Below are 20,394 nucleotides of genomic sequence, written 5' to 3' on the forward strand. Positions count from 1 at the left end.
TCGAGGGGCTCACGCGGCGGTTCAGGGCGGATTCACAGGTCCAGCACCAATCGGGGGCCACGGCAGCGTGAGACGCAGATCATCATGGTCTCGCCCGAGGCCCGCTCCTCGCCGGTGAGCACGGAGTCGTGGTGGTCCACCTCTCCTTCGACGACATCCGTCTCGCACGTACCACACGTGCCCTCCTCGCAGGAGTACAAAACCGGTACCCCCGCCGCCTCGACTGTGCGCAGCACACTGCGCTCCGGCTCCACGGTGAGGGTCAGCCCGGAGCGGGTGAGCACCAACTCGAAGGCCCCGCCCGCCGGTTCGGCGCCCGCCGTGTCCGTACGGGGCTGGAAGCGCTCGGTGCGCAGGGCCCCGTCCGGCCATCCGCGGCACGTCTCCTCGGCGGCCCGGAGCAGCGGTTCGGGACCGCAGCAGTAGACGAGGGTGCCGGGGGCGGCCGGGGCGTCGAGATACGGCGCGAGGTCGAGCAGCCCCTCCTCGTCCTGCGGCACCAGCCGCACCTTGCCGCCGTAACGGGCGGCGAGCTGGTCCGCGAACGCCATCGAGGCACGGGTGCGCCCGCCGTACAGCAGCCGCCAGTCGGCGCCCGCGGCCTCGGCGGCGGCCGTCATGGGAAGGAGGGGAGTGATGCCGATGCCGCCCGCGATGAACAGATAGCGGGCCGCCGGGCGCAGCGCGAAGTGGTTGCGCGGGCCGCGCACCCGCACCCTGCTCCCTTCGGTGAGGGTCTCGTGCACCCGGGCGGAGCCGCCGCGCCCGGCGGGTGCGCGGAGCACCGCGATCCGCCAGGAGGCGCGGTCGGCGGGGTCGCCGCACAGCGAGTACTGCCGGGTCGGGCCCGGGTCGAGGACGAGATCGAGATGGGCGCCGGGCTCCCAGTCGGGGAGTTCACGGCCCGACGGATGACGCAGGGTGAGCGCCACCACGTCCGAGGCCACCTCCTCCCGGCGGGCCACCAGCAGGGTGTCCTCGTACTCGCCGCCGGGGTTCACGATGTCGTCTCCTTACGGTGGTCGGCGGGATGGTGCCCGGTGGGATGGGTGAGCATCCACTGCCACAGCTCGACCGGGTCCTCGGCGGTGCGCTCGGCGCCGCAGTGGCAGACCCCGTGCAGCACATCGGTGCCGGGCAGCCAGTCGATCCGGTACACCTCGGCCGTGGGGGCGCCGCTCACGGGGACGCCGCCACGGCCGCGGTCCGCTCTCCTTCGGCGGCGAGGCGGGCGAGGATGCGGCGCGCGGCCAGACCGCCGGTGTCGATGTTGATGCTGAGCTCCTGATAGCCCTCGCGCTCGGTGTCCAGGGCCTTCTGGAGCAGGTTCAGCGCCGCCACGTCCTGCAGCACCACGGTCCGGTTGAGGTCGTGGAGGAAGGTGGTCACCTCCTCGTCGTCCTGCGCGAAGTCCCGTGAGACGGCCCAGAAGTCGTACACATGGTGGTCGGTGGACGGGGTGATGGCGTAGGTGATCTCCACATGGAAGGCGTCCGGGTCGGAGCCGTCCGGCCTCGGCAACACCCCGGCCGGGGCGATCCGGCTGTGCAGTAGATAGAGACAGGGCGCGTGGTACTCGATGTCCTGCCAGCGGGTGATGCGGCCGTCGATCCCGGTGGAACGGGCGTAGAACGGCGGGCACTCGGCGTCGTCCATATGCCGGCTGACCCGTACGACGCCCGCGCCCTCGTCGACCTCCGTGGTGATCGGGGTCTCGGCGACCTCGGGGGTGCCGATATAGCCGCTGTGCAGATACGTCTCGTGGGACAGGTCCAGCAGATTGTCCACCAGCAGGCCGTAGTCGGCGTCGATCGGCTCCATGCCGCCCACGGTCGTCCAGCGCGGATCGGCCAGCCAGGGCGCGCGCGGCACCGAGCGGGGATCGGCGAGCGCCGGGTCCCCGATCCACACCCACACCAGCGAGTCCTGCTCGACGACGGGATAGGAGGGGACCCGGGCGGTGCGCGGGACGCGCTTTTGGCCCGGTACGAACACACAGGTGCCGCCGGTGTCGTAGGTGAAGCCGTGGTAGCCGCAGACGACCGTGTCGCCGTCGAGACGACCGGCGGTGAGCGGATAGCGGCGGTGCACACAGCGATCGGCGAGCGCGATGACCGTGTCGTCGGACTCGGCGCGGTAGAAGGCGATGGGCTCGTTCAGGATGGTGCGCCCCAGCAGCTCCCGGCCGATCTCGCGGCCGTAGGCGGCGACGTACCACTGGTTTCTCGCGAAGGCGGTCATGCGTGCCAGCGTGGTGACGCCCGTCACGTACGGGCAACGGCCCTTCCACTGAGTGGAAGGGCCGTGCGGGGAGGCGTGCCGCGTCGGTGGACCGCCGGGCGGATCAGCTCCCGAACTGCCAGAAGACGGACTGATTCAGCGTCAGCAGGACGATGAGCAGGGCCACGTCGGCGATGCCGAGCATGATTCCGAGCAGCGCCCGGCCCCTGCGGTGGGTCTCCCGGGCGAGCGCGAGCGTCCCCAGGACGATCGCGCAGGGCCCGAAGACCGCGTTGAAGAGCAGCAGGCCGATCAGGCCGAGCACGAAGGAGGCGACGGCCATGCCATCGGCGTCCCTGCGCGCCCGGATGGGTGAGGTGCGGGACGGTGCGGTGAGTGCCATGGGTCTCAGCTCCCCTTGTGCCCGGTGCGTTCGCGGATGAAGAAGATCAGCAGCCAGGCGGTGATGGCGCCCGCGGCGGCGAGGAACAGGGGGAGCGGAGTGTGCGCCGCCGCCCCCAGAAGAACTCCCATCAGGGCGAGTGCCGCGACGATGAAGAGCATGTGAGCCTCTCTCGAAGTGACGATCCGGATGCGGTTGGCGTGCGGGTGGACGTTGTTCGGTGAACAGTTGGAAGTACAACTGTTCACCGAGTTCCAGAGTACCCTGCCGGGGCCTGGAGAAATTCAGCGAACAGCTGTTTACTGAATGATATGAGTCACAGGTGCGGGGTCCGGCAGGCCCAGAAGGAGAAGACCCGGCGCGCCCTGATGGACGCGGCGTTGCGGCTGCTGGAGGACCAGAGCCTGAGCAGTCTGGGGCTGCGTGAGGTCACGCGGGCGGTGGGGGTGGCGCCGGCCGCCTTCTACCGGCACTTCCGGGATCTGAGCGATCTCGGTGTCGCGCTGGTCGAGGAGTCCCTGGGCAGCCTGCACCATATGATCGGCGCGATACTCGCAGGTCAGGACGGTGACGAGGAGCGGATCGACGCCACCGTCGAGGCGGTCGCCGAGCATGTCCGCCGCTATCCCGCGCATATCCGCTTCATCGCACGTGAGCGGCATGGCGGGGTGCGTGCGGTGCGCGAGGCCATCGCCGCCGAGCTGGACCGATTCGCCGATGAGGTGGCCACCGACTTCTGTCCGCGGCTCTCGGCCGAGGACTGGCCGCCGGAAGATGTCCGGATGCTTGCGGAGCTGTATGTGGACCACATGGTGATGACGGCGACGGCGTTCCTGGAGGCGCAGCCGGATCATCCGCGGCTGGAGCGGCGGGTCGCCGACACCGCGCGCAAGCAGTTGATGCTGATCAGCCTCGGGCGCCGGCACTGGCGCGACGGGTGATCTCCACGCCGAAGTCCCCGGCCGCGTCCCGGCCGGTGACGCGGACGCGTATCCGCAGGCCGTTCGTCTCCGCGTGGAAGGTCTCGCCGGGCGCGTAGGGCGCGTCGCTGAGCCCGGGGTGGACATTGCGCTCCCGGGTGCAGCCGCGGCCGTGGGGGGTGGAGTCCATGATGGTGACGGGGCCGCCACCGGAGTCGACACCGGTGTCCACCCGGGAGATCAGCACACCGGGCTTGCATATGGCCTCGTCGTTGCCGCCGGTCGCGCGCGCCTCGATCGCATAGCCGGTGGACGGCGAGACGGGGACGAAGACCAGCTTGGTCCCCTCCGGGCGGCTCAGCGGGGACAGGGCGTGCGCGAAGACCCCGGAGCGGGCGGCGCAGGCGATCTGCCGCGGGCCGAGCCAGCCCAGCTTCCACTTGTGCCAGGCCAGCAGGTCGTTGCCGGCCCCCCAGTCCTCGGACATCACATCCCAGTGGCCGGCCTTGTCGCCGCCGCCCCGGGTATAGAGGTCGGGCAGCCCGAAGACATGGCCGTTCTCATGGGGCAGGACGCGGAAGCCGGTGCGGCGCAGCGAGCCGGAGCCGTCGTCCTGGCGGCTGTAGACGAAGGAGACATTGGCCAGCGGCACGCCGTCGGCGGTCGGGGCCTGCTGGTTGTCGGCGTAGGTGACGGACAGCACGGCATGCGCGGCGGGCGGCCCGGCGTTCGGGGTGACCAGGACGTTCACCAGGTCGTAGCGGCGGAAGTCGACCTTGGGGTCGGCGGCCTTGGCGATGTCGGCGACCAGTTTGCGATAGCCCGGGTCGAAGGGGCTGCCGCGCTTGATGCCGTAGGCGCGGAACGAGCGGGGCATCCGCAGCCAGTGGCTGATCGGCATCTCGGGGCGGTAGTCCAGCCGTCCGTACGAGCTCTGCGCGAACCACCGGGTGGTCTGGGGGAAGAACTCCTCGAAGCGCTGGCGGGCGGTGCCCTGGCCGCGCACATCGGGAAAGTCGACCATGAGGTTGAGGGCGTGGACCGTGCCGGTGCTGCGGCTGTAGCCGCGGCTGGTGGGTATGCCCTCGGACATCTGCAGCCCCCGGCCGGAGGCGAGGGCGCAGGGCGCGAGCGAACCGAAGGCCGGCCGTCCGGAGGGTGCCGGGGCCAGCTCGGGGGGTGCGGGGGATGCGGGGCGCGGAGTCGCCGCCGGGGCGACCACCGCCACCGTGAGCACGGCGGCAGTGGCGAATGCGCTGCCTCTGCGGGGCCGGCGTATTCGTATGCGGTGGCGGGTGGTCCCATGCGTCTGCCTCATTGCCGACCACGGTGTGACGGCACGGGCCGGGGCGCTCGTGGGGTGCCGCCGAGTGGGGGAATGACCTGCTCCGTCCGGGCGGCGGGGGGCGCCGGACAGGTGTGAGGCAGGTCACCTGCGGACGCGGAAATTCCGGGGAGTGATCCCCCGTTTAACCCGATGACCGCATAAACGGGGACTGACTCCCCGGAAATGTTGAAGCTCGAACGTCTGGGCCGGGGCCTGGTGTCGCCACCAAGCCGCCGGAGAACCGTACGCATGGATGCCGTACGCGGAAGGGAGTGCTGTCATGGCCGCCGACACGATGACCGCGAAGTCCGCGCAGCCCCGGCTGCGCGCGGACGCCCTGCGCAATCGGGAGCGTATTGTCGTGGCCGCCCGAGAGGTGATCGTCGAATCCGGGGCTCATATCCCCCTCGATGAAATCGCTCGACGGGCGGGGGTCGGGAATGCCACGATCTATCGGCACTTCACGGACCGCCGTGAGCTTATCCACCATGTGGCGCTTTCGGTGATGTCCGGCGTCGCCGACCAGGCCGAATCCGCCCTGGCCGAGGAGGCGGACGCCTTCTCGGCGCTGCGGCGCTTCGTCCATGCCGCGGCGGACGAGCGCATCGGCGCGCTGTGCCTTCTGCTCTCCGACGGCCTCGACAAGGAGCACCCTGATCTCATAGCCGTCCGCGACCGTCTGTCCGCCGGTGTCGAGGCCTTGATGGGGGCCGCGAAAGCCGACGGCCGACTGCGAACCGACATCGGTGTCGGTGATCTGATGGTCGCGCTCAACCAGCTCACCCGGCCGCTGCCCGGCAGCTTCTGTGTGGACTTCGACGCCTTTGTGCACCGGCATCTGCAGCTGTTCCTGGACGGATTGCAGGCCCCGGCGCGCTCCGAACTACCCGGCAAGTCCGTGACCTTGGAGGATCTGCAGCACCGGCCGTGACATAGATCGCACCCGGCCGATCCCGGAGCACCGCTTATTTCGCGCGCGTTCACAAGTCTTCTGTGCGTGCGTCGACGCCTCTCGCTACCTGTTACCCAACGGCTTGCGCCGGCCTGACTTCGACCGGCCCCACTCGTCCCATTTATCACTCTCCGCACCGCTAGGTAGGCTCGCCCATGCCTGAAACGGCACAATTCGTGGATCCCCGGCGCTGGAAAGCGCTGATATTCATCGCCCTCGCCCAGCTGATGGTCGTACTCGACGCGACCATCGTGAACATCGCGCTGCCCAGCGCCCAGGCCGACCTCGGCATCTCCGACGGCAACCGGCAGTGGGTCATCACGGCCTACGCCCTCGCCTTCGGCGGACTGCTGCTCTTCGGTGGCCGGATCGCCGACCTGTGGGGACGTAAGCAGACCTTCATCGTCGGCCTGGCCGGCTTCGCCGCCGCCTCGGCCATCGGCGGCGCCGCGCTGAACACCGGCGTGCTGCTGGGCGCGCGTGCGCTGCAGGGTGTGTTCGGCGCGCTGCTCGCCCCCTCCGCGCTCTCGCTGCTCGCGGTGATGTTCACCGACCCCAAGGAGCGCGCCAAGGCGTTCGGTGTCTTCGGCGCCATCGCGGGTGGTGGCGGTGCCGTCGGTCTGATCCTCGGCGGTGTGCTGACCGAGTACATGGACTGGCGCTGGACCTTCTTCGTGAACATCCCGTTCGCCATCGTCGCCGCGATCGGCGCGGTCGCCGTGATCCGCGACCCGGTGGAGAGCCGCAACACCTCCCGGCTGGACGTCCCCGGTGTGCTCCTGGCCACCTCGGGTCTGGTCTCGCTGGTCTACGGCTTCACCCGCGCCGAGTCCGACGGCTGGTCCGCGGGCCTGACCATCGGTCTGTTCGTCGCCGCGGCCGTGCTGCTGATCACCTTCGTGGCCGTCGAGTCGCGGGTGAAGGCGCCGCTGCTGCCGCTGCGCGTGATCACCGACCGGAACCGGGGCGGTGTCTACGCCTCGCTGGGCCTCGCCATCATCGGCATGTTCGGCCTGTTCCTCTTCCTCACCTACTACATGCAGGTCGTCAAGGGGTACAGCCCGGTCAGGACCGGCTTCGCCTTCCTGCCGATGGTCGCGGGCATGATCACCGGCTCGACGCAGATCGGCGCCCGGCTGATGACCCGGGTCCCGGCGCGGCTGCTGATGGGGCCGGGCTTCCTGGTCGCCTCGGTCGGCATGCTGCTGCTGACCCAGATCGACCTGGACACCTCGTACCCCGCGCTGATCCTGCCCGGGTTCCTGCTCCTCGGCCTCGGTATGGGTACCGCCTTCATGCCGGCGATGAGCCTGGCCACGCATGGCGTCGAGCCGCGTGACGCGGGTGTCGCCTCGGCGATGGTCAACACCTCGCAGCAGGTGGGCGGCGCAATCGGCACCGCGCTCCTGAACACCATCGCGGCGAGCGCCACCACCGCGTACGCCAAGTCGCATGCGGCGGGCGCCCCTTCCCGCACGGCGCTGGAGCTGCAGTCGATGGTGCACGGCTACACCGCCGCCATCTGGTGGGCGGTCGGCATCCTGGTGCTGGCCGGGGTGATCGCCATCACGATGGTCAACGCCGGACATCAGGGAGGCGGCGGCACGGTCGCCGGCTCCGATGAAGGAGCGGCGGAGGACGCCATTCCGGTCATGGCGCACTGACGCGCTGAGGTAGTTCGCAGCAGGGCGAAGGCCCCGTTCCCCTGGGGAGAATCCTGGGGGAGCGGGGCCTTCGTCCGTCCTTCGCTCGTTCGGTCCCCGGCGTGCTGGGGCGGGGGCGTCAGCGCAGCCAGGGGAGGTCGGCGCCCTCCGGCTGCAGACCGTCCGCGATGATCCGGCAGATGGTGCCGAACTGCTCGACCTGCTCGGGGGTGAGCCGGTCGAAGACGGCCATCCGCACGGCGGACACATGGCCGGGGGCGGTCTCCTCCAGTACCTTGAGTCCCTTGTCGGTGAGGACCGCGTTCTGCCCGCGCTTGTCGTCGGGGCAGTCCTCGCGTCGGACCCAGCCGTCCTTCTCCATGCGCGCGATGGCATGGGACAGCCGGGATCGGGTGATCTTGGCGGCCTCGGCCAGCTCGGTCATCCGCAAGCGGTGGCGTGGCGCCCAGGAGAGCTTCACCAGCAGGCTGTAGTAGACGTGGGGCATGCCGGCGTCGCGCTGCAACTGGCGGTCGAGGTGATCCTCCAGAAGCATTCTCGCCTGGACATACGCCAGCCAACTGCGCTGCTCGTCATCGGTCAGCCAACGCGGTTCGTCGGTGTCTGAGGGGGTCTTCATGGCGTCGTCCACGCGTCCATTCTAGAGAACACTTTTTGAACTTTAAACAAGTGTGCGGTACAGTGATGCCGTCGGTTGCTTGAGACTTCAAGTACCTTGTCGAGCTCTGCCGAGGAGACTTCATGTCCGCGCTCGACGGGCGTATGCCCGCCCTCTATCTCAGTCATGGTGCTCCGCCGCTCGCCGACGATCCGGTCTGGCCCGGACAGCTCGCCGCCTGGGCCGCGGGCCTGCCCCGGCCCCAGGCCATTCTCATGATCTCCGCCCACTGGGAGGAGGCGCCCCTGGCGGTCGGGGCCACCCAACAGGTGCCTCTGGTCTATGACTTCTGGGGATTCCCCCAGCACTACTACCAGGTGCGGTACGCCGCGCCGGGTGCCCCCGAGCTCGCCGAGCGGATCCGTAAGACGCTGCGCACGGCGGGTACCCCGGTCCAGGACATCCCCGATCGGGGGCTGGACCACGGGGCGTATGTGCCCCTGGTCGAGATGTATCCGGAGGCCGACATCCCGGTCCTGCAGGTCTCGATGCCGACCCTCGACCCGCGGAAGCTGATGGAGATCGGGCGGAAGCTGGCGCCGCTGCGGGACGAGGGCGTCCTGATCGTCGGCAGCGGCTTCTTCACCCACAACCTGGCCGCGATGCGGCAGAGGGGCCCGACGCCGCCCAGTTGGTCGGCCGAGTTCGACGACTGGGGGCAACGGGCCCTGGACGCCCAGGACATCGACGCGCTGCTGGACTTCGAGCACACGGCCCCGGCGGGACGGCTCGCCCATCCGCGCACCGAACACTTCGCGCCGTTGTTCGTCACGCTGGGCGCGGCAGAGGCGGAGTTGGGCAGCCAGCGGAGCGTGATCGACGGCTTCTGGATGGGGTTGGCGAAGCGGTCGGTGCAGTTGGGGTGAGTGGGACGCTCGGTGAGGGGGTGGGCCTGGGTGGGGACGGACCGGCCCGTCGGGTACGGACCGGCTCGTGCCCGTCTCAGAGCGCCGGGTCGATCATCGCGCAGGCGTGGAGTGCCGCGGCCAGGGCCATGGCGTCCGGGCCCTGGGCGACATCGAGGGCGGTGTCGGTGAGCTTGATGGCGTGCTCATCGCCGTGCGCGGCGGCGCGGGCGAAGACCTCCTCGGGGGTGACGCCTGCCGTGGACGGCAGCCGGTCGGCCGGGAGCGGCTCCCGCGGCGCGTACACCGCCGTGACCGCGGCGCTCGCCGCCCACGCCGCGTCCAGACTCGGCGCCCACAGCTCGCGCGGCAGCGCGGGCAGGACGCGCAGTACGGCGTTGGGCGCTGTCGCGGCGTGGACCAGCATGACCGGTTCGCCGTGTCCGTGGGTGGCGTAGCGATGGGTCGCGGCCCGCACGAGCTCGGTCAGCCGCCGGCGCGCCTCTTCCGGTGGGTCGGCGGCGTCGGGGGCGGTCGTCCGGCCGGTGGGCTGCGGGGCGGTCGGCTGACCGGGCCGCGGGGAGGTCGGCTGACCGGGCTGCGGGGCGGGCGGCCAGGTGGGGAAGGCGGTGAGCCGGGCCAGCCGCGCCCGTATGCCACCGCTCTGGTCCGCGACCGGCTCCACGGCGGCCAGCGCGTCGGCCGCCGACCCGGAGACAGGGCCCGGCTGCTGCCGGAGCGGCGGCAGCGGGGCGTGCCGGGCGGCCCAGTAGCCGAGGGCGTGGGCCAGTTCGGCGGTGCGGGGAGCGGTCGTGGTGCCCGGGTCGTCCAGGAGGGTCCGTACGGCGTGGCCGACGCGGATCACCGGATGCGTCGCGCCGCCGGCGATGCCCGGCAGCAGCCGAGGCCACCACGCGGCGAGCACGTCCCGCCAGGGGCGGTCGGCGAGCTCCCGGTCGAAGTAGGCGGGCCAGTCGGCGAGACGGCGTGGATCGCCGAGCGCCTCGTGCCAGTTCTCCTCGGTGATCCGGGCGTATGAGCCCGGCATCTCCTCCAGCTTGTCGCGATAGCGGTCCAGCCACCGATGCACGGTGCGCCCCTGGCCATGACGCACCAGCGCCTCCACGGCCATCGGCGCGTGATTGCTCAGCCATCCCTCATGCTCGGGGCCTGAGGCATGCAGTCGCTCGAGGGCTTCGTCGAGGGTTCCACTCGTGTCGTCTGTCATGGCCTCACGCTAGGGAGGGCGGGGCGGCCCCGAATCGGGCCGGGGACGGAAGCGTGCGGGGACCAACGACCTAAGCCGGGGCCGGGGCGGGAGGGCCGGGGACCTCGGTCGGAGGTCTGGGCCGGGGGACTACGGAGGGCTGCGGCCGGCTACCGGGCTACCGGGCTACGGCGGGTTACGGGCTACGGCGGGTTACGGGCTGCGGCGTTACGGGCTACCGCGGAGGGCGCTCCTCCCGTGCGTGGAAGACGTAGAACACTATGCCCATCATCGCGAGCCCCGCCCCGAGCCCGATCCCCGCGGACCGGTACACCGAGCCTCCGCTCACGGCGTGCAGAAAGCCGAGCGCACAGCCGAGGAGTGTCCCGTAGAGCATGGCCCGGATCTCCGGCATCAGGCCCGGCGTCATCCTGCCGAGGGCGTAACAGAGCGCCCCGACCACCACCGCCGACACCACGCCGAGGACGGCGGACGCGGGGATGGTGGAGCCTTGATTGTGGTCCACGAACATCACCCAGCCGCCGAAGAGCACCGCCAGAACGACGGGGATGCCCCAGGAGGCGGAGGGGTGCGGTGGGAGGTGGAGCCGCGGCCGCGGATGGTGGCGGTGGCTCACCGGGGCTGTGGGGGCATTCATGACCGAACCTCCTCGTCGCCGCGTCCCCGCCCTGACCTGTCACTTTCCAGCGCACACCCATGCGGAGGGCCGGGCAACCCGGCGCGATGGGCCATCCGGGCAACCGGGAGCCCGCGAGATTCGTCTTGACGGATGAGAGACGGGCGGGAGAGCCGTAGAAGGCGGCGGCACAGGGGGTCTGACCTGCGCTTCCCGCCGCTTCGGCAGTGCGCTGACCCCGGTGTGGGTGGACAGGATACTGCATGATCGTAAAAAGGTGGGGGCCTGATGGGAATTCTGTCCTGATTCCAGTCGTTGTTTCCTTCGGACGGGGCACCCGACACCGGAGGGTCCGTCCATAGTCCGCGCCCGATCCATCTGTAAGGGAGCACGCATGGCAACCCGTGCCGTCGCCCGTAATCAGTCCGCCGCCGCTGGTGGCGCTGATGGGGCCAACAGCGTTCGCGCCTCAGGCGGGGAGATCGCCGATCGCGACCTGGTCGGCATGTATCTCGACGAGATCGCTCGTACCCCGCTGCTGGACGCGGCGAAGGAGGTCGAGCTGTCCCAGTCCATCGAAGCGGGGGTGTATGCCCAGCAGATCCTGGACGGCGAGGTTGAGGAGGCCCCTGCCGCAGGTGCGAGCCGCGAGGAGCTGGAGGCGATAGCCACCGAAGGTGCCCGCGCCAAGGACATCTTCATCCGCTCCAACCTGCGCCTCGTCGTGGCTGTGGCGCGCCGCTATCCGCGCAGTGGGCTGCCCCTGCTCGACCTGATCCAGGAGGGCAACGCGGGCCTGGTGCGCGCGGTGGAGAAGTTCGACTACACCAAGGGGTTCAAGTTCTCGACCTATGCCACGTGGTGGATCCGTCAGGCCATCACGCGCTCGATCGCGGACCAGTCCCGTACGATCCGGCTGCCCGTCCACCTGGTCGAGGAGCTCGGTCGGATCCGCCGGGTGCAGCGGGAGTTCAACCGTGAGCACGGCCGCGAGCCGGAGCACGCCGAGATCGCCGAGGAGCTCGGCTCCACCATGGAGCGGGTCTCGGATGTGCTCGACTGGGCCCGCGACCCGGTCAGTCTGAACATGTCGGTCGACGACGAAGGGGAGACCCAGTTCGGCGATCTGCTGGAGGACACCTCGGCCGTTTCGCCCGAGCAGTCGGTGATGACACTGCTGCGCAGCGAGGAGCTGGAGGACCTGATCGGCCGCCTCGACGACCGCACCGCCTCCATCATCAAGGCGCGGTACGGCATCGACGACGGCCGGGAGCGCACCCTGACCGAGGTCGGCAAGCAGCATGGCCTCACGCGTGAGCGCATCCGCCAGATCGAGAAGCATGCCTTGCTTGAGCTGAAGAAGATGGCCCGCCAGACCGGTTTCGACGCAGCGGCTTGAGTTCTCAGGACAGCAGACTCCAGCCGCCACCAGACCCTCTCCAACCCATGGACCGAGCCCCGGCGCCTCCCCCCTGGCGCCGGGGCTCGCTTGTGTCCGGGTGCGGGCCGCCCGTGTGGTGTGGCTGTGGTGTGCCTGTGGTGTGGTCGGGGTCGGTTGCGGGCCGGGGCCGGGCGGTCAGACGGCGAAGCCGCCGTCCACGGCGATCGACGCCCCGGTGATGTAGCGGCTGCTGTCGCCCGCGAGATGGGCCACGGTCGCCGCGATCTCCGTCGGACGGCCGTAGCGGCCGAGTGCGGTGAAGCCGCTCTGGAGCGCGGCGCTCTCGCCGTCCGCCGGGTTCATATCGGTGTCCACCGGACCGGGGTGGACCAGGTTGGCCGTGATCCCGCGCGGGCCGAGCTCACGGGCCAGGGCCTTGGTGAGGCCGGTGAGCGCGGTCTTGCTGGTCGCGTAGAGGCTGCCGCCGGGGAAGGCGACGCGCTCGGCCATACAGCTGCCGATGTTGATGATCCGCCCGCCGTCGGCCATATGCGCGGCGGCTGCCTGCGCCATGAGGAACGGCGCCCGGACGTTCACGGCGAGGACCTGGTCCACATCCTCCAGCGACAGCTCGGCGAGGGGGCCGAGGGCGCCGACGCCCGCGTTGTTGACCAGGATGTCCAGTCGGCCGAACTCGGCGGCGGCCCCCTCCACGGCGGCGCGCAGCGCCTGCGCGTCGGCGCCGTCGACCCGCACCGCCCAGGCGCGACGGCCGAGCGCCTTGATGCGGTCGACTACGTCCGCCGCGCGTTCGGCCTGGCTGTGGTAGGTCAGGGCGACATCGGCGCCGTCCTCGGCGAGCCGGATCGCCACGGCCTCGCCGATGCCCCGGCTGCCGCCGGTGACCAGGGCTGCCTTGCCGTCGAGTGTCATGTTTTCTCCTTGTATGCGGGGAAAATTCCGCTGTGCGGTGGTCCGTCTTGGTGACGCGGACATGAGTCGATCCTGGTCGGGCGGGTCGCCGAAGTCCGGCGGGATACGGACGGTGCGCTGCGGCGATGCGCGGGGTGGGCGCGCTCGGCGGCAGTGGTCCGAAGCAGGCAGCCGAGGGAGGTCGCTGAGCGATCGCTGGGCGACCGCTGAGCGATCGCGACCCGTCCATGCCCGGTCGGGTTCGTTTCGTGCCCGAGTCTGTTTACTTTCCGGCATCGCCCACGTAATCTGGCCGCGAAATCACAGGTTCGGGCATGGAAGGGACGTAAACCCACATGTACGCACCGGAGCGTCAGCAGGAGATTCTCCGGCTCGCCCGTGAAAGCGGGCGGGTGGATGTCCTGTCCCTCGCCGAGGAGTTCCAGGTCACCGCCGAGACCGTGCGGCGTGATCTGCGCACCCTCGACCGGGCGGGGCTCGTCCGCCGTGTGCACGGGGGCGCCATCCCGGCCGGCCGTCTGGACTTCGAGCCCGATCTCGCCGAGCGCGAGTCCACCGCCGCCGATGAGAAGGACCGCATCGCGCGGGCCGCCATCGCCGAGCTGCCGTCCGACGGCAGCGTGATCATCGACGCGGGCTCGACGGCGGCCCGGTTCGCCGCCGCCCTCCCGCTGGAGGCCAAGCTCACCGTCGTCACCCACGCCCTGCCGGTCGCCGCCCGTCTGGCCGACCACCCCGGTATCGCGCTGCACCTCGTCGGCGGACGGGTCCGCCACCGCACCCGGGCCGCCGTGGACGCATGGGCGCTGCGCGGCTACGGCGAGATCAAGGCCGATGTGGTCTTCCTCGCCACCAACGGCTTCTCGCTGGACGGCGGGCTCACCACACCCGATCTCGCGGAGGGCGCCGTCAAGGGCGCCATGATCGCGGCGGCCCGGCGGGTGGTACTGCTCGCGGACTCCGCCAAGTTCGGCCGGGAGCACTTCGCCCGGTTCGGCGGCCTCGACGATGTCGATCTGCTCATCACGGACACCGGGCTCAGCCCGCAGGACGCCCTGGCCATCGAGCGTCAGGGCACGGAAGTGGCACGCGCATGATTCTCACCGTCACCCCCAACCCCAGCCTGGACCGTACGTACGAGATCCCCGCGCTGGAGCGCGGCGCCGTGCTGCGGGCCACGGCCGACCGGGTCGACCCCGGCGGCAAGGGCGTCAATGTCTCGCGTGCCGTGGCCGCCGCGGGGCATCGCACGGTGGCCGTGCTGCCGCTCGGCGGACCGGAGGGAGCGCTGCTCGCACGGCTGCTGGGGGAGCTGGGCATCGAGGCGGCGGGTGTGCCCGTGGCGGGCTCGACCCGGGTCAACATCTCCGTGGCCGAACCGGACGGCACCCTCACCAAGCTCAACGCGGGCGGGCCCGAGCTGAGCGACGCCGAGGCCGAGGCGGTGCTGGAGGCCGTCCGGACGAGCGCCGAGAGCGCCGACTGGATCGCCTGCTGCGGCAGCCTGCCCCGCGGGCTCGCGCCCGAGTGGTACGCCGAGCTGGTGGCGCGGGCCCACCGGGCGGGCGCCCGGATCGCCCTGGACACCTCCGGCCCCTCGCTGACCGCCGCCCTGCGCGAGCGTCCCGATGTGGTGAAGCCCAACGCCGAGGAGCTGGCCCAGGCCGTGGGCCGTCCGCTGGCCACCGTGGGCGAGGCGGTCAAGGCGGCCGAGGAGCTGCGCGGGCTCGGTGCCCGCGCCGTGCTGGCCAGCCTGGGCGCCGACGGTCAGCTGCTGGTCGACGAGACGGGCGCCTACTTCGGCACCGCGCGGGTCGCCGCCGTGCGCAGCAATGTCGGCGCGGGCGACGCCTCGCTCGCCGGATTCCTCGCGGCGGGCGGCGCCGGGCCCGCCGCACTCGCCTCGGCCGTGGCCCACGGGGCGGCCGCGGTGCAGCTGCCGGGCAGCGCCATGCCGACCCCGGCCGACCTCGATCCGTCCGCCGTCGTCACGACGGCGGATATCCCGCTGGACCGTGTGCTCAAGGAGCCCGCGTGACCGGCCGTCCCCACTCCCACCCCCAATCCCCACTCCGTCCGCCCGCCTCCCCCAGGGCGGCATCGCACACAAGGGAGCCGCGAGATGAGTGAGCTGATCACCGCGGATCTGGTCGACCTTGACCTGTCCGCCGACACCAAGGAAGCCGCCGCCCGGTCGCTCGCCGAACGCATGGTCGCGGCCGGCCGGGTCACCGACCTCGACGGCTTTCTCGCCGATGTGGCGGCGCGCGAGGAGCAGATGCCGACCGGCCTGGACGGCGGCATCGGCATACCCCACTGCCGCAGCGCACATGTCACCGAGCCGACTCTGGCCTTCGGGCGCAGCGCGGCCCGGATCGACTTCGGCGCGGCGGACGGGCCGGCCGATCTGATCTTCCTGATCGCCGCCCCGGCGGGCGCGGACAGCGACCATCTGACCATCCTGTCGAGCCTGGCGCGGCAGCTGATGAACGCCGACTTTACCGATGCGCTGCGCTCGGCCGACCGGCCCGAACGGGCGGCCGCCCTGATCCGCGGCGAGGAGCAGAGCGCACCCGCCGCTGAGGGGACGGAGGCCGAGCGAACGGGAGCCGCGCCGAAGGGGGCCGAGGAGCCCGCCGGAACAGGTGAGCCCGTCACCGTTGAGCCCGCCACCGCTGAGCCTGCCGCTGCTGAGGCCACCGACTCGGAGCCGGTGGCCCCCTTCCGGATCGTCGCCGTCACGTCCTGCCCGACCGGTATCGCCCACACCTATATGGCCGCCGAGGCGCTGGAGAACGCCGGTCGCGAGGCCGGTGTCGAGCTGGTGGTCGAGACCCAGGGGTCGGCCGGATTCGACAAGCTCCCCGCGGCCACCATCGCCGCCGCCGACGCGGTGGTCTTCGCCCACGATGTGGAGGTCCGGGACAAGGCCCGCTTCGCGGGCAAGCCGACAGTGGACGTCGGAGTGAAGGCGGGCATCAACCGCCCCGCCGAACTCATCGCCGAGGCGCGTGCGAAGGCCGCACGCGGCGAGGTCGGCGCACCGGCCGACGGCTCGGCGGGGCGCTCGGCGCCGATGGACGAGGACGGTCCTGCCGGTGACGGCTTCGGCACCCGGCTGCGCAAGTGGCTGATGACGGGCGTCAGTTACATGGTCCCGTTCGTCGCCGCGGGCGGTCTGCTGATCGCGCTCGCCTTCGCGATCGGCGGTTACGAGATCGCGAGTGCCAAGTCGGTGGCGGACCACTTCGTCTGGGCCGAGACCAGCAGCTGGGCTGCGCTGCTCTTCCAGATCGGCAGTGCGGCGTTCACCTTCCTGGTGCCGGTCCTGGCGGGCTATATCGCCTACGGCATGGCCGACCGGCCGGGTCTGGTCCCCGGTTTCGTGGGCGGCTACATCGCGACCACCATCAAGGCCGGATTCCTCGGCGGTCTGGTCGCGGGTCTGATCGCGGGCGCGGTCGTCATGGGCATCCAGCGGTTCAAGGTCCCGGCGGCGCTGCGCGGCATCATGCCGGTGGTGGTGATCCCGCTGATCTCCTCGGCGATCGTCGGCGTCCTGATGTTCGTGGTGATCGGCAAGCCCATCGCCTCCGCGCAGGAGGCGATGACCGACTGGCTCAACGGCCTCTCCGGCGCCAACGCCATTGGTCTCGGCGTCCTCCTCGGCCTGATGATGTGCTTCGACCTCGGCGGTCCGGTCAACAAGGTGGCATACGCCTTCGCGACCGGCGGTATCGCGGTGTCGGACCCCTCCACCGGAAGCCTCAAGATCATGGCCGCGGTGATGGCCGCCGGTATGGTCCCGCCGCTGGCACTGGCCCTCGCCACCACCGTGCGCGGACGGCTGTTCACCAAGACCGAGCGGGAGAACGGCAAGGCCGCCTGGGTGCTGGGTGCCTCCTTCATCACTGAGGGCGCCATTCCGTTCGCCGCGGCGGATCCGCTGCGGGTGATCCCCTCGTCGATGGTGGGCGGTGCCGTCACCGGTGCGCTGTCGATGGCCTTCGACTGCACGTTGCGCGCCCCGCACGGCGGCATCTTCGTGGTCCCGCTGATCGGCGAGCCGTTCCTCTACCTGCTGGCCATCGTGGCGGGCACGGTGGTCTCGGCCGGTCTGGTGGTCTTCCTCAAGGGGCTGCGGAAGACGGCGGAGGCGGAGGTCACCGGCCAGGCGGGTGGCAAGGCCGCCCCGGGCGGTACCACCGAGGACGAGTCGAAGGTGGCGGTCGCGGCCTGACCGCATCTCAACCACCCCCTGCCGGGTCCGGCGGCCCGCCCACGTCCATGGGCGGGCCGCCGGTCTGCGTGGGCGGGCCGCCGGTCTCCGTGGACAGATCCCCGGTCTTCGTGGGCAGGCCGCGCGAGGCGTAGTAGGCGCCGAGCGCGGCCTCGCCACCCGACCCCATGGCGGTCGCGATCCGCTGGAAGCGAGCCGACCGCAGATCACCGGCGGTGAAGACCCTCGGGTGCTGGCTCCCGGGAGGGCAGTACCCGGACCGGTCGGCGGCCACGGCCCCGGCCGGGGGCGCCGGGGCGCTGCCCAGGTTGAGGAAGGCGAGATCGGCCGTGAGGACCCGCCGCTCGCCCTCCACCGTCCAGACCTCGGCGGTGACCGGTGCCGAGGTGGGCCCCAACTCCAACCGCCGCACGGCCACCAGCTCCACCCGCGAGTCCCGCCGGATCTCCTCGGTCTTGTAGGCGTCCTCGGGCGGATACGCCACCACAAAGCGGGTCCTCAGCTCCGGATGAGCCCGCGCCACGGTGCCCAGGGGGCGGTCCGCGCCCAGGACCAGCACCGTCCGGTCGTCGATCGCCGCCGGATCCGCCTCCCACAGCGGCGGCAGCGCCCGGCCCGCCACGCCCCCGAGCCATCCGGCGCCCTCAGGACCCAGCGGCCCGACCCCCGTGGCGACGACCACATACGGAGCGGTCAGCCGCGCTCCAGGCCCCCGCGCGGACCCCACCGGCGCCACGGGCTGGACCGAGACCTCGACGCGGTCGTCGAAGGCATCGATCAGCGTGGCGCGGCTGTCCAACTCCACCCGGCACAGATCACATCGCGCCAGATCGGCCTCGATCGCCGCTGCCAGATCCGGGCCGCCCGCGACTCCGAGGACATTGCTCACCACCGGGATGCGCCGCAGCGCCCCGCACACCGCGTCGCCCGACTCGATCAGCACCGAGCGCATCCCTACGCTCGCCGCCATCACGGCGGCGGCGCAGCCCGCCGGGCCACCCCCGACGATCAGCAGATCGGTGTCCATGTGAAGCCCCCCTTCTCTCCGTCTCTCCGGCCCGTTTCTCGCCCGGCCGGACGCTTCCTTCCCTCCGGTCGGGCGAGCAACGGGCCGGATCAGCGGCTGTAAAGATCCCGGTACGCGGGGAAGACACCGCCCGGGCCGTCCACGGTTTCCGCCGCGAGCACCGCCTTGACCACCGCCCGGGTCAGCACATCCGCCCCGGCCGCCAGCACCTCGTTCAGCGCGCCGCTCTCCCGGTGCACCCCGAACGCCGGATCCTCGGAGCCCTCGGGGCCGCCCTCCGGTATCAGCGGGCGCCCGCAGGTGGCCAGGGCGAAGACCGTGTCGCCGTCGGAGAGCAGATGCACCGGCCGGACGGCCCGTGCCAAACCGTCATGCGCCGTACCCGCCAGCTTGTGCGCCTGGGCCCGGGTGAGCACGGCATCGGTGGCGACCACGGCCAGCGTGGTGTTCAGCGGAGGCCGCACCGACGCGGCCTGCCGCCGCTCCGATTCGGCCCGTGCGGCGGTCAGCCGGCGCATCGCCTCCGCGTGCTCGGCCGCACCGGGCCTGCGGGGCCCGCCCTCGTCCGACGGCGCGTAGTGCTCCCCGTACAGCACACCCGTACCGGGATCGACGACCGATCCCACGGCGTTGACCACCGCCAGCGCGGCCACCGTGACGCCGGACGGCAGCACCGTGGAGGCCGAACCGGTGCCGCCCTTGAGCCCACCGGCCACCGCGCCCGTGCCCGCCCCCACATTGCCCTGCGCGACTGGCGCCCCGGCCTCCGAACCGGCCGCCGCCTCGATCGCCTCGCGCCCCAGCGCGGCGTCCGGGCGGGCCCGCCAGTAGCCGCCCCGGCCCAGGTCGAAGAGGGCGGCGGCCGGGACCACCGGAACGACCTGCGCCGGATCGGGACCGACCCGGAAGCCCCGGCCGTGCTCCTCCAGCCAGGAGGCCACCCCCGAGGCGCTGTCGAGCCCGAACGCGCTGCCGCCGGTCAGCACGATGGCATCGACGCGCTGGACCAGATTCCTCGAATCGAGGGCATCGGTCTCCCGGGTACCGGGACCACCGCCGCGCACATCGACCGCGGCGATCGCACCGCCCTCGGGGGCCAGCACCACGGTCGTCCCGGTCAACCGGCCGCCACCGGACCGCTGGGCATGGCCCACCCGCAGTCCGTGGACATCCGTCAGACCGTCGGCCGGACCGGTGGGGGTTGATTCGGAGTTTGTCCGCTCGGCATCCATGGAAGCTATGCGTAGCACGGGAAGCCATGGCATGGTCGGGTGCCGAGGCGCGAACCACTCCCTTGTCCGCCCGCCCGCGATCGCCGGCGAAGGCCCCAGGACGGGATGAGGACCTCTCATATAGAGGGCGTTCATCAGACGTTGATGGCGTGACAGCAGTCTGGGCTGTATGCCGTTCGCCCCCGTCCGAAAGAAGACCGCCGTGCCCCGTACGTCTCGGACGGAGGAGCTCCCGACACTGGCCGCCGACACTCGGCGGGCCGCCCGGGTCGCCCTCCGCTGGATCAGCGAGCCGGACTGCACCGAGGAGCTCACCCATGCCGAGCTGCTCGACCAGGCGGCGCGGGCCGCCGCCGCACTCACCCGGCTCGGCGTCCGCGCCGGGGACCGGGTGGCGGTCCATCTGCCGCTGGTGCCCGAGTCAGTGATCGCCACGCTCGCCTGCGGACGGCTCGACGTCGTCCGCGCCAGCCTCCCCGTGGGGCTGCGCCCCCATGAGCTGCGTGAGCGGATCAGGGAGGTCGACGCGAAGGTCGTCATCACTGCGGACGCCGGGCAGCACCGCGGGGAGCTGCAGCCGCTCAAGCGGCAGGTCGACCGGGCGCTGGCCGGCTGCCCCGGGGTGCGGTCCGTGCTGGTCGTCCACCGGCTCGCCTGCCCGGTGTCCTGGACGCCCGGGCGTGACCTGTGGTGGCACGACGAGCTCGGCCGATACACCGAGCCGCTGCCCGGGCCGTACTCTTGAGGC

21 protein-coding genes are annotated in these 20,394 nt (G+C 71.5%); 9 read left to right on the forward strand and 12 right to left on the reverse strand.

Annotation, left to right across the window (positions count from 1 at the left end):
• Window positions 1–32: 32 nt before the first annotated feature.
• The 5 genes from J5X86_RS07145 to J5X86_RS07165 all read right to left on the reverse strand — a co-directional run bounded on the left by J5X86_RS07145 (window position 33) and on the right by J5X86_RS07165 (window position 2,784).
• The gene (locus tag J5X86_RS07145) at window positions 33–1,001 is read right to left on the reverse strand and encodes a PDR/VanB family oxidoreductase (RefSeq protein WP_208515918.1); all 969 of its coding nucleotides are present in this window, start codon (window positions 999–1,001) and stop codon (window positions 33–35) included.
• Complete coding sequence (locus J5X86_RS07150; RefSeq protein ID WP_208515919.1) at window positions 998–1,183, reverse strand: hypothetical protein; 186 nt, start codon at window positions 1,181–1,183, stop codon at window positions 998–1,000. Before J5X86_RS07150 ends, J5X86_RS07145 begins: the two co-directional genes overlap by 4 nt.
• Window positions 1,180–2,241 carry an aromatic ring-hydroxylating dioxygenase subunit alpha gene (locus J5X86_RS07155; RefSeq protein ID WP_208515920.1) on the reverse strand — a complete coding sequence of 354 codons (1,062 nt, stop codon included), beginning with the start codon at window positions 2,239–2,241 and terminating at the stop codon, window positions 1,180–1,182. The genes J5X86_RS07150 and J5X86_RS07155 overlap by 4 nt, the downstream gene beginning before the upstream one ends.
• 103 nt (window positions 2,242–2,344) lie before the next feature.
• Window positions 2,345–2,623 carry a DUF4190 domain-containing protein gene (locus J5X86_RS07160; protein ID WP_208515921.1) on the reverse strand — a complete coding sequence of 93 codons (279 nt, stop codon included), beginning with the start codon at window positions 2,621–2,623 and terminating at the stop codon, window positions 2,345–2,347.
• 5 nt (window positions 2,624–2,628) lie between these two features.
• Complete coding sequence (locus tag J5X86_RS07165) at window positions 2,629–2,784, reverse strand: hypothetical protein (protein ID WP_208515922.1); 156 nt, start codon at window positions 2,782–2,784, stop codon at window positions 2,629–2,631.
• Window positions 2,785–2,934: 150 nt separating this feature from the next.
• On the opposite strand from J5X86_RS07165, the gene J5X86_RS07170 reads away from it, so the two are divergent.
• Complete coding sequence (locus tag J5X86_RS07170; RefSeq protein WP_208515923.1) at window positions 2,935–3,564, forward strand: TetR family transcriptional regulator; 630 nt, start codon at window positions 2,935–2,937, stop codon at window positions 3,562–3,564.
• Here the strand turns inward: J5X86_RS07170 and J5X86_RS07175 are convergent.
• A complete protein-coding gene (locus J5X86_RS07175) occupies window positions 3,530–4,861 on the reverse strand; it encodes a M6 family metalloprotease domain-containing protein (RefSeq protein WP_208515924.1) in 1,332 nt (443 codons plus the stop codon). The two genes, J5X86_RS07170 and J5X86_RS07175, sit on opposite strands and share 35 nt — an antisense overlap.
• 289 nt (window positions 4,862–5,150) lie before the next feature.
• Between J5X86_RS07175 and J5X86_RS07180 the strand changes: the two genes are divergently transcribed.
• Entirely contained in the window at window positions 5,151–5,801 is a 651-nt protein-coding gene (locus J5X86_RS07180; RefSeq protein ID WP_203348507.1) for a TetR/AcrR family transcriptional regulator, read from the forward strand.
• 176 nt (window positions 5,802–5,977) lie between these two features.
• Window positions 5,978–7,486, forward strand: coding sequence for an MFS transporter (locus tag J5X86_RS07185; RefSeq protein ID WP_208515925.1), 1,509 nt, complete (start codon window positions 5,978–5,980; stop codon window positions 7,484–7,486).
• Between the two features lie 118 nt (window positions 7,487–7,604).
• On the opposite strand, the gene J5X86_RS07190 is transcribed toward J5X86_RS07185, so the two are convergent.
• Window positions 7,605–8,105, reverse strand: a complete 501-nt coding sequence (locus J5X86_RS07190; protein WP_208516138.1) for a MarR family winged helix-turn-helix transcriptional regulator — start codon at window positions 8,103–8,105, stop codon at window positions 7,605–7,607.
• A 122-nt stretch (window positions 8,106–8,227) separates the two neighbouring features.
• Between J5X86_RS07190 and J5X86_RS07195 the strand changes: the two genes are divergently transcribed.
• A complete protein-coding gene (locus J5X86_RS07195; RefSeq protein ID WP_119991011.1) occupies window positions 8,228–9,010 on the forward strand; it encodes a dioxygenase in 783 nt (260 codons plus the stop codon).
• 76 nt (window positions 9,011–9,086) lie between these two features.
• Here J5X86_RS07195 and J5X86_RS07200 read toward each other — a convergent pair whose 3' ends face one another.
• Both J5X86_RS07200 and J5X86_RS07205 read right to left on the reverse strand, forming a co-directional pair.
• Window positions 9,087–10,217 carry a questin oxidase family protein gene (locus J5X86_RS07200; RefSeq protein ID WP_208515926.1) on the reverse strand — a complete coding sequence of 377 codons (1,131 nt, stop codon included), beginning with the start codon at window positions 10,215–10,217 and terminating at the stop codon, window positions 9,087–9,089.
• 214 nt (window positions 10,218–10,431) lie between these two features.
• Entirely contained in the window at window positions 10,432–10,854 is a 423-nt protein-coding gene (locus J5X86_RS07205) for a hypothetical protein (protein WP_208515927.1), read from the reverse strand.
• Between the two features lie 373 nt (window positions 10,855–11,227).
• Here J5X86_RS07205 and J5X86_RS07210 point away from each other — a divergent pair, with 373 nt between their 5' ends.
• A complete protein-coding gene (locus tag J5X86_RS07210) occupies window positions 11,228–12,232 on the forward strand; it encodes an RNA polymerase sigma factor RpoD/SigA (RefSeq protein ID WP_059148800.1) in 1,005 nt (334 codons plus the stop codon).
• A 177-nt stretch (window positions 12,233–12,409) separates the two neighbouring features.
• Here the strand turns inward: J5X86_RS07210 and J5X86_RS07215 are convergent, their stop codons facing one another.
• The gene (locus tag J5X86_RS07215; RefSeq protein ID WP_208515928.1) at window positions 12,410–13,147 is read right to left on the reverse strand and encodes a 3-oxoacyl-ACP reductase family protein; all 738 of its coding nucleotides are present in this window, start codon (window positions 13,145–13,147) and stop codon (window positions 12,410–12,412) included.
• Between the two features lie 335 nt (window positions 13,148–13,482).
• On the opposite strand from J5X86_RS07215, the gene J5X86_RS07220 reads away from it, so the two are divergent.
• The 3 genes from J5X86_RS07220 (at window position 13,483) to J5X86_RS07230 (ending at window position 17,387) form a co-directional block, all read left to right on the forward strand.
• Window positions 13,483–14,244: a DeoR/GlpR family DNA-binding transcription regulator gene (locus J5X86_RS07220; protein ID WP_014054359.1), complete on the forward strand. Its 762-nt coding sequence runs from the start codon at window positions 13,483–13,485 to the stop codon at window positions 14,242–14,244.
• Window positions 14,241–15,185: a 1-phosphofructokinase gene (gene pfkB, locus J5X86_RS07225; RefSeq protein WP_208515929.1), complete on the forward strand. Its 945-nt coding sequence runs from the start codon at window positions 14,241–14,243 to the stop codon at window positions 15,183–15,185. Before J5X86_RS07220 ends, pfkB begins: the two co-directional genes overlap by 4 nt.
• Before the next feature lie 84 nt (window positions 15,186–15,269).
• Window positions 15,270–17,387 (forward strand): fructose-specific PTS transporter subunit EIIC, encoded by a 2,118-nt coding sequence (locus tag J5X86_RS07230; RefSeq protein WP_208515930.1) that lies wholly within the window; start codon window positions 15,270–15,272, stop codon window positions 17,385–17,387.
• 7 nt (window positions 17,388–17,394) lie between these two features.
• On the opposite strand, the gene J5X86_RS07235 is transcribed toward J5X86_RS07230, so the two are convergent.
• Together J5X86_RS07235 and J5X86_RS07240 are read right to left on the reverse strand one after the other, a co-directional pair.
• A complete protein-coding gene (locus J5X86_RS07235) occupies window positions 17,395–18,414 on the reverse strand; it encodes an FAD-dependent oxidoreductase (protein WP_208515931.1) in 1,020 nt (339 codons plus the stop codon).
• Between the two features lie 89 nt (window positions 18,415–18,503).
• Window positions 18,504–19,646, reverse strand: a complete 1,143-nt coding sequence (locus J5X86_RS07240; protein ID WP_208515932.1) for a P1 family peptidase — start codon at window positions 19,644–19,646, stop codon at window positions 18,504–18,506.
• A gap of 202 nt (window positions 19,647–19,848) precedes the next feature.
• On the opposite strand from J5X86_RS07240, the gene J5X86_RS07245 reads away from it, so the two are divergent.
• The gene (locus tag J5X86_RS07245; protein WP_240450673.1) at window positions 19,849–20,391 is read left to right on the forward strand and encodes an AMP-binding protein; all 543 of its coding nucleotides are present in this window, start codon (window positions 19,849–19,851) and stop codon (window positions 20,389–20,391) included.
• Window positions 20,392–20,394: the final 3 nt, after the last annotated feature.

The organism is Streptomyces sp. NEAU-YJ-81 (assembly GCF_017592595.1).
In the GTDB taxonomy this organism is placed as follows: Bacteria; Actinomycetota; Actinomycetes; order Streptomycetales; family Streptomycetaceae; genus Streptomyces; species Streptomyces hygroscopicus_B.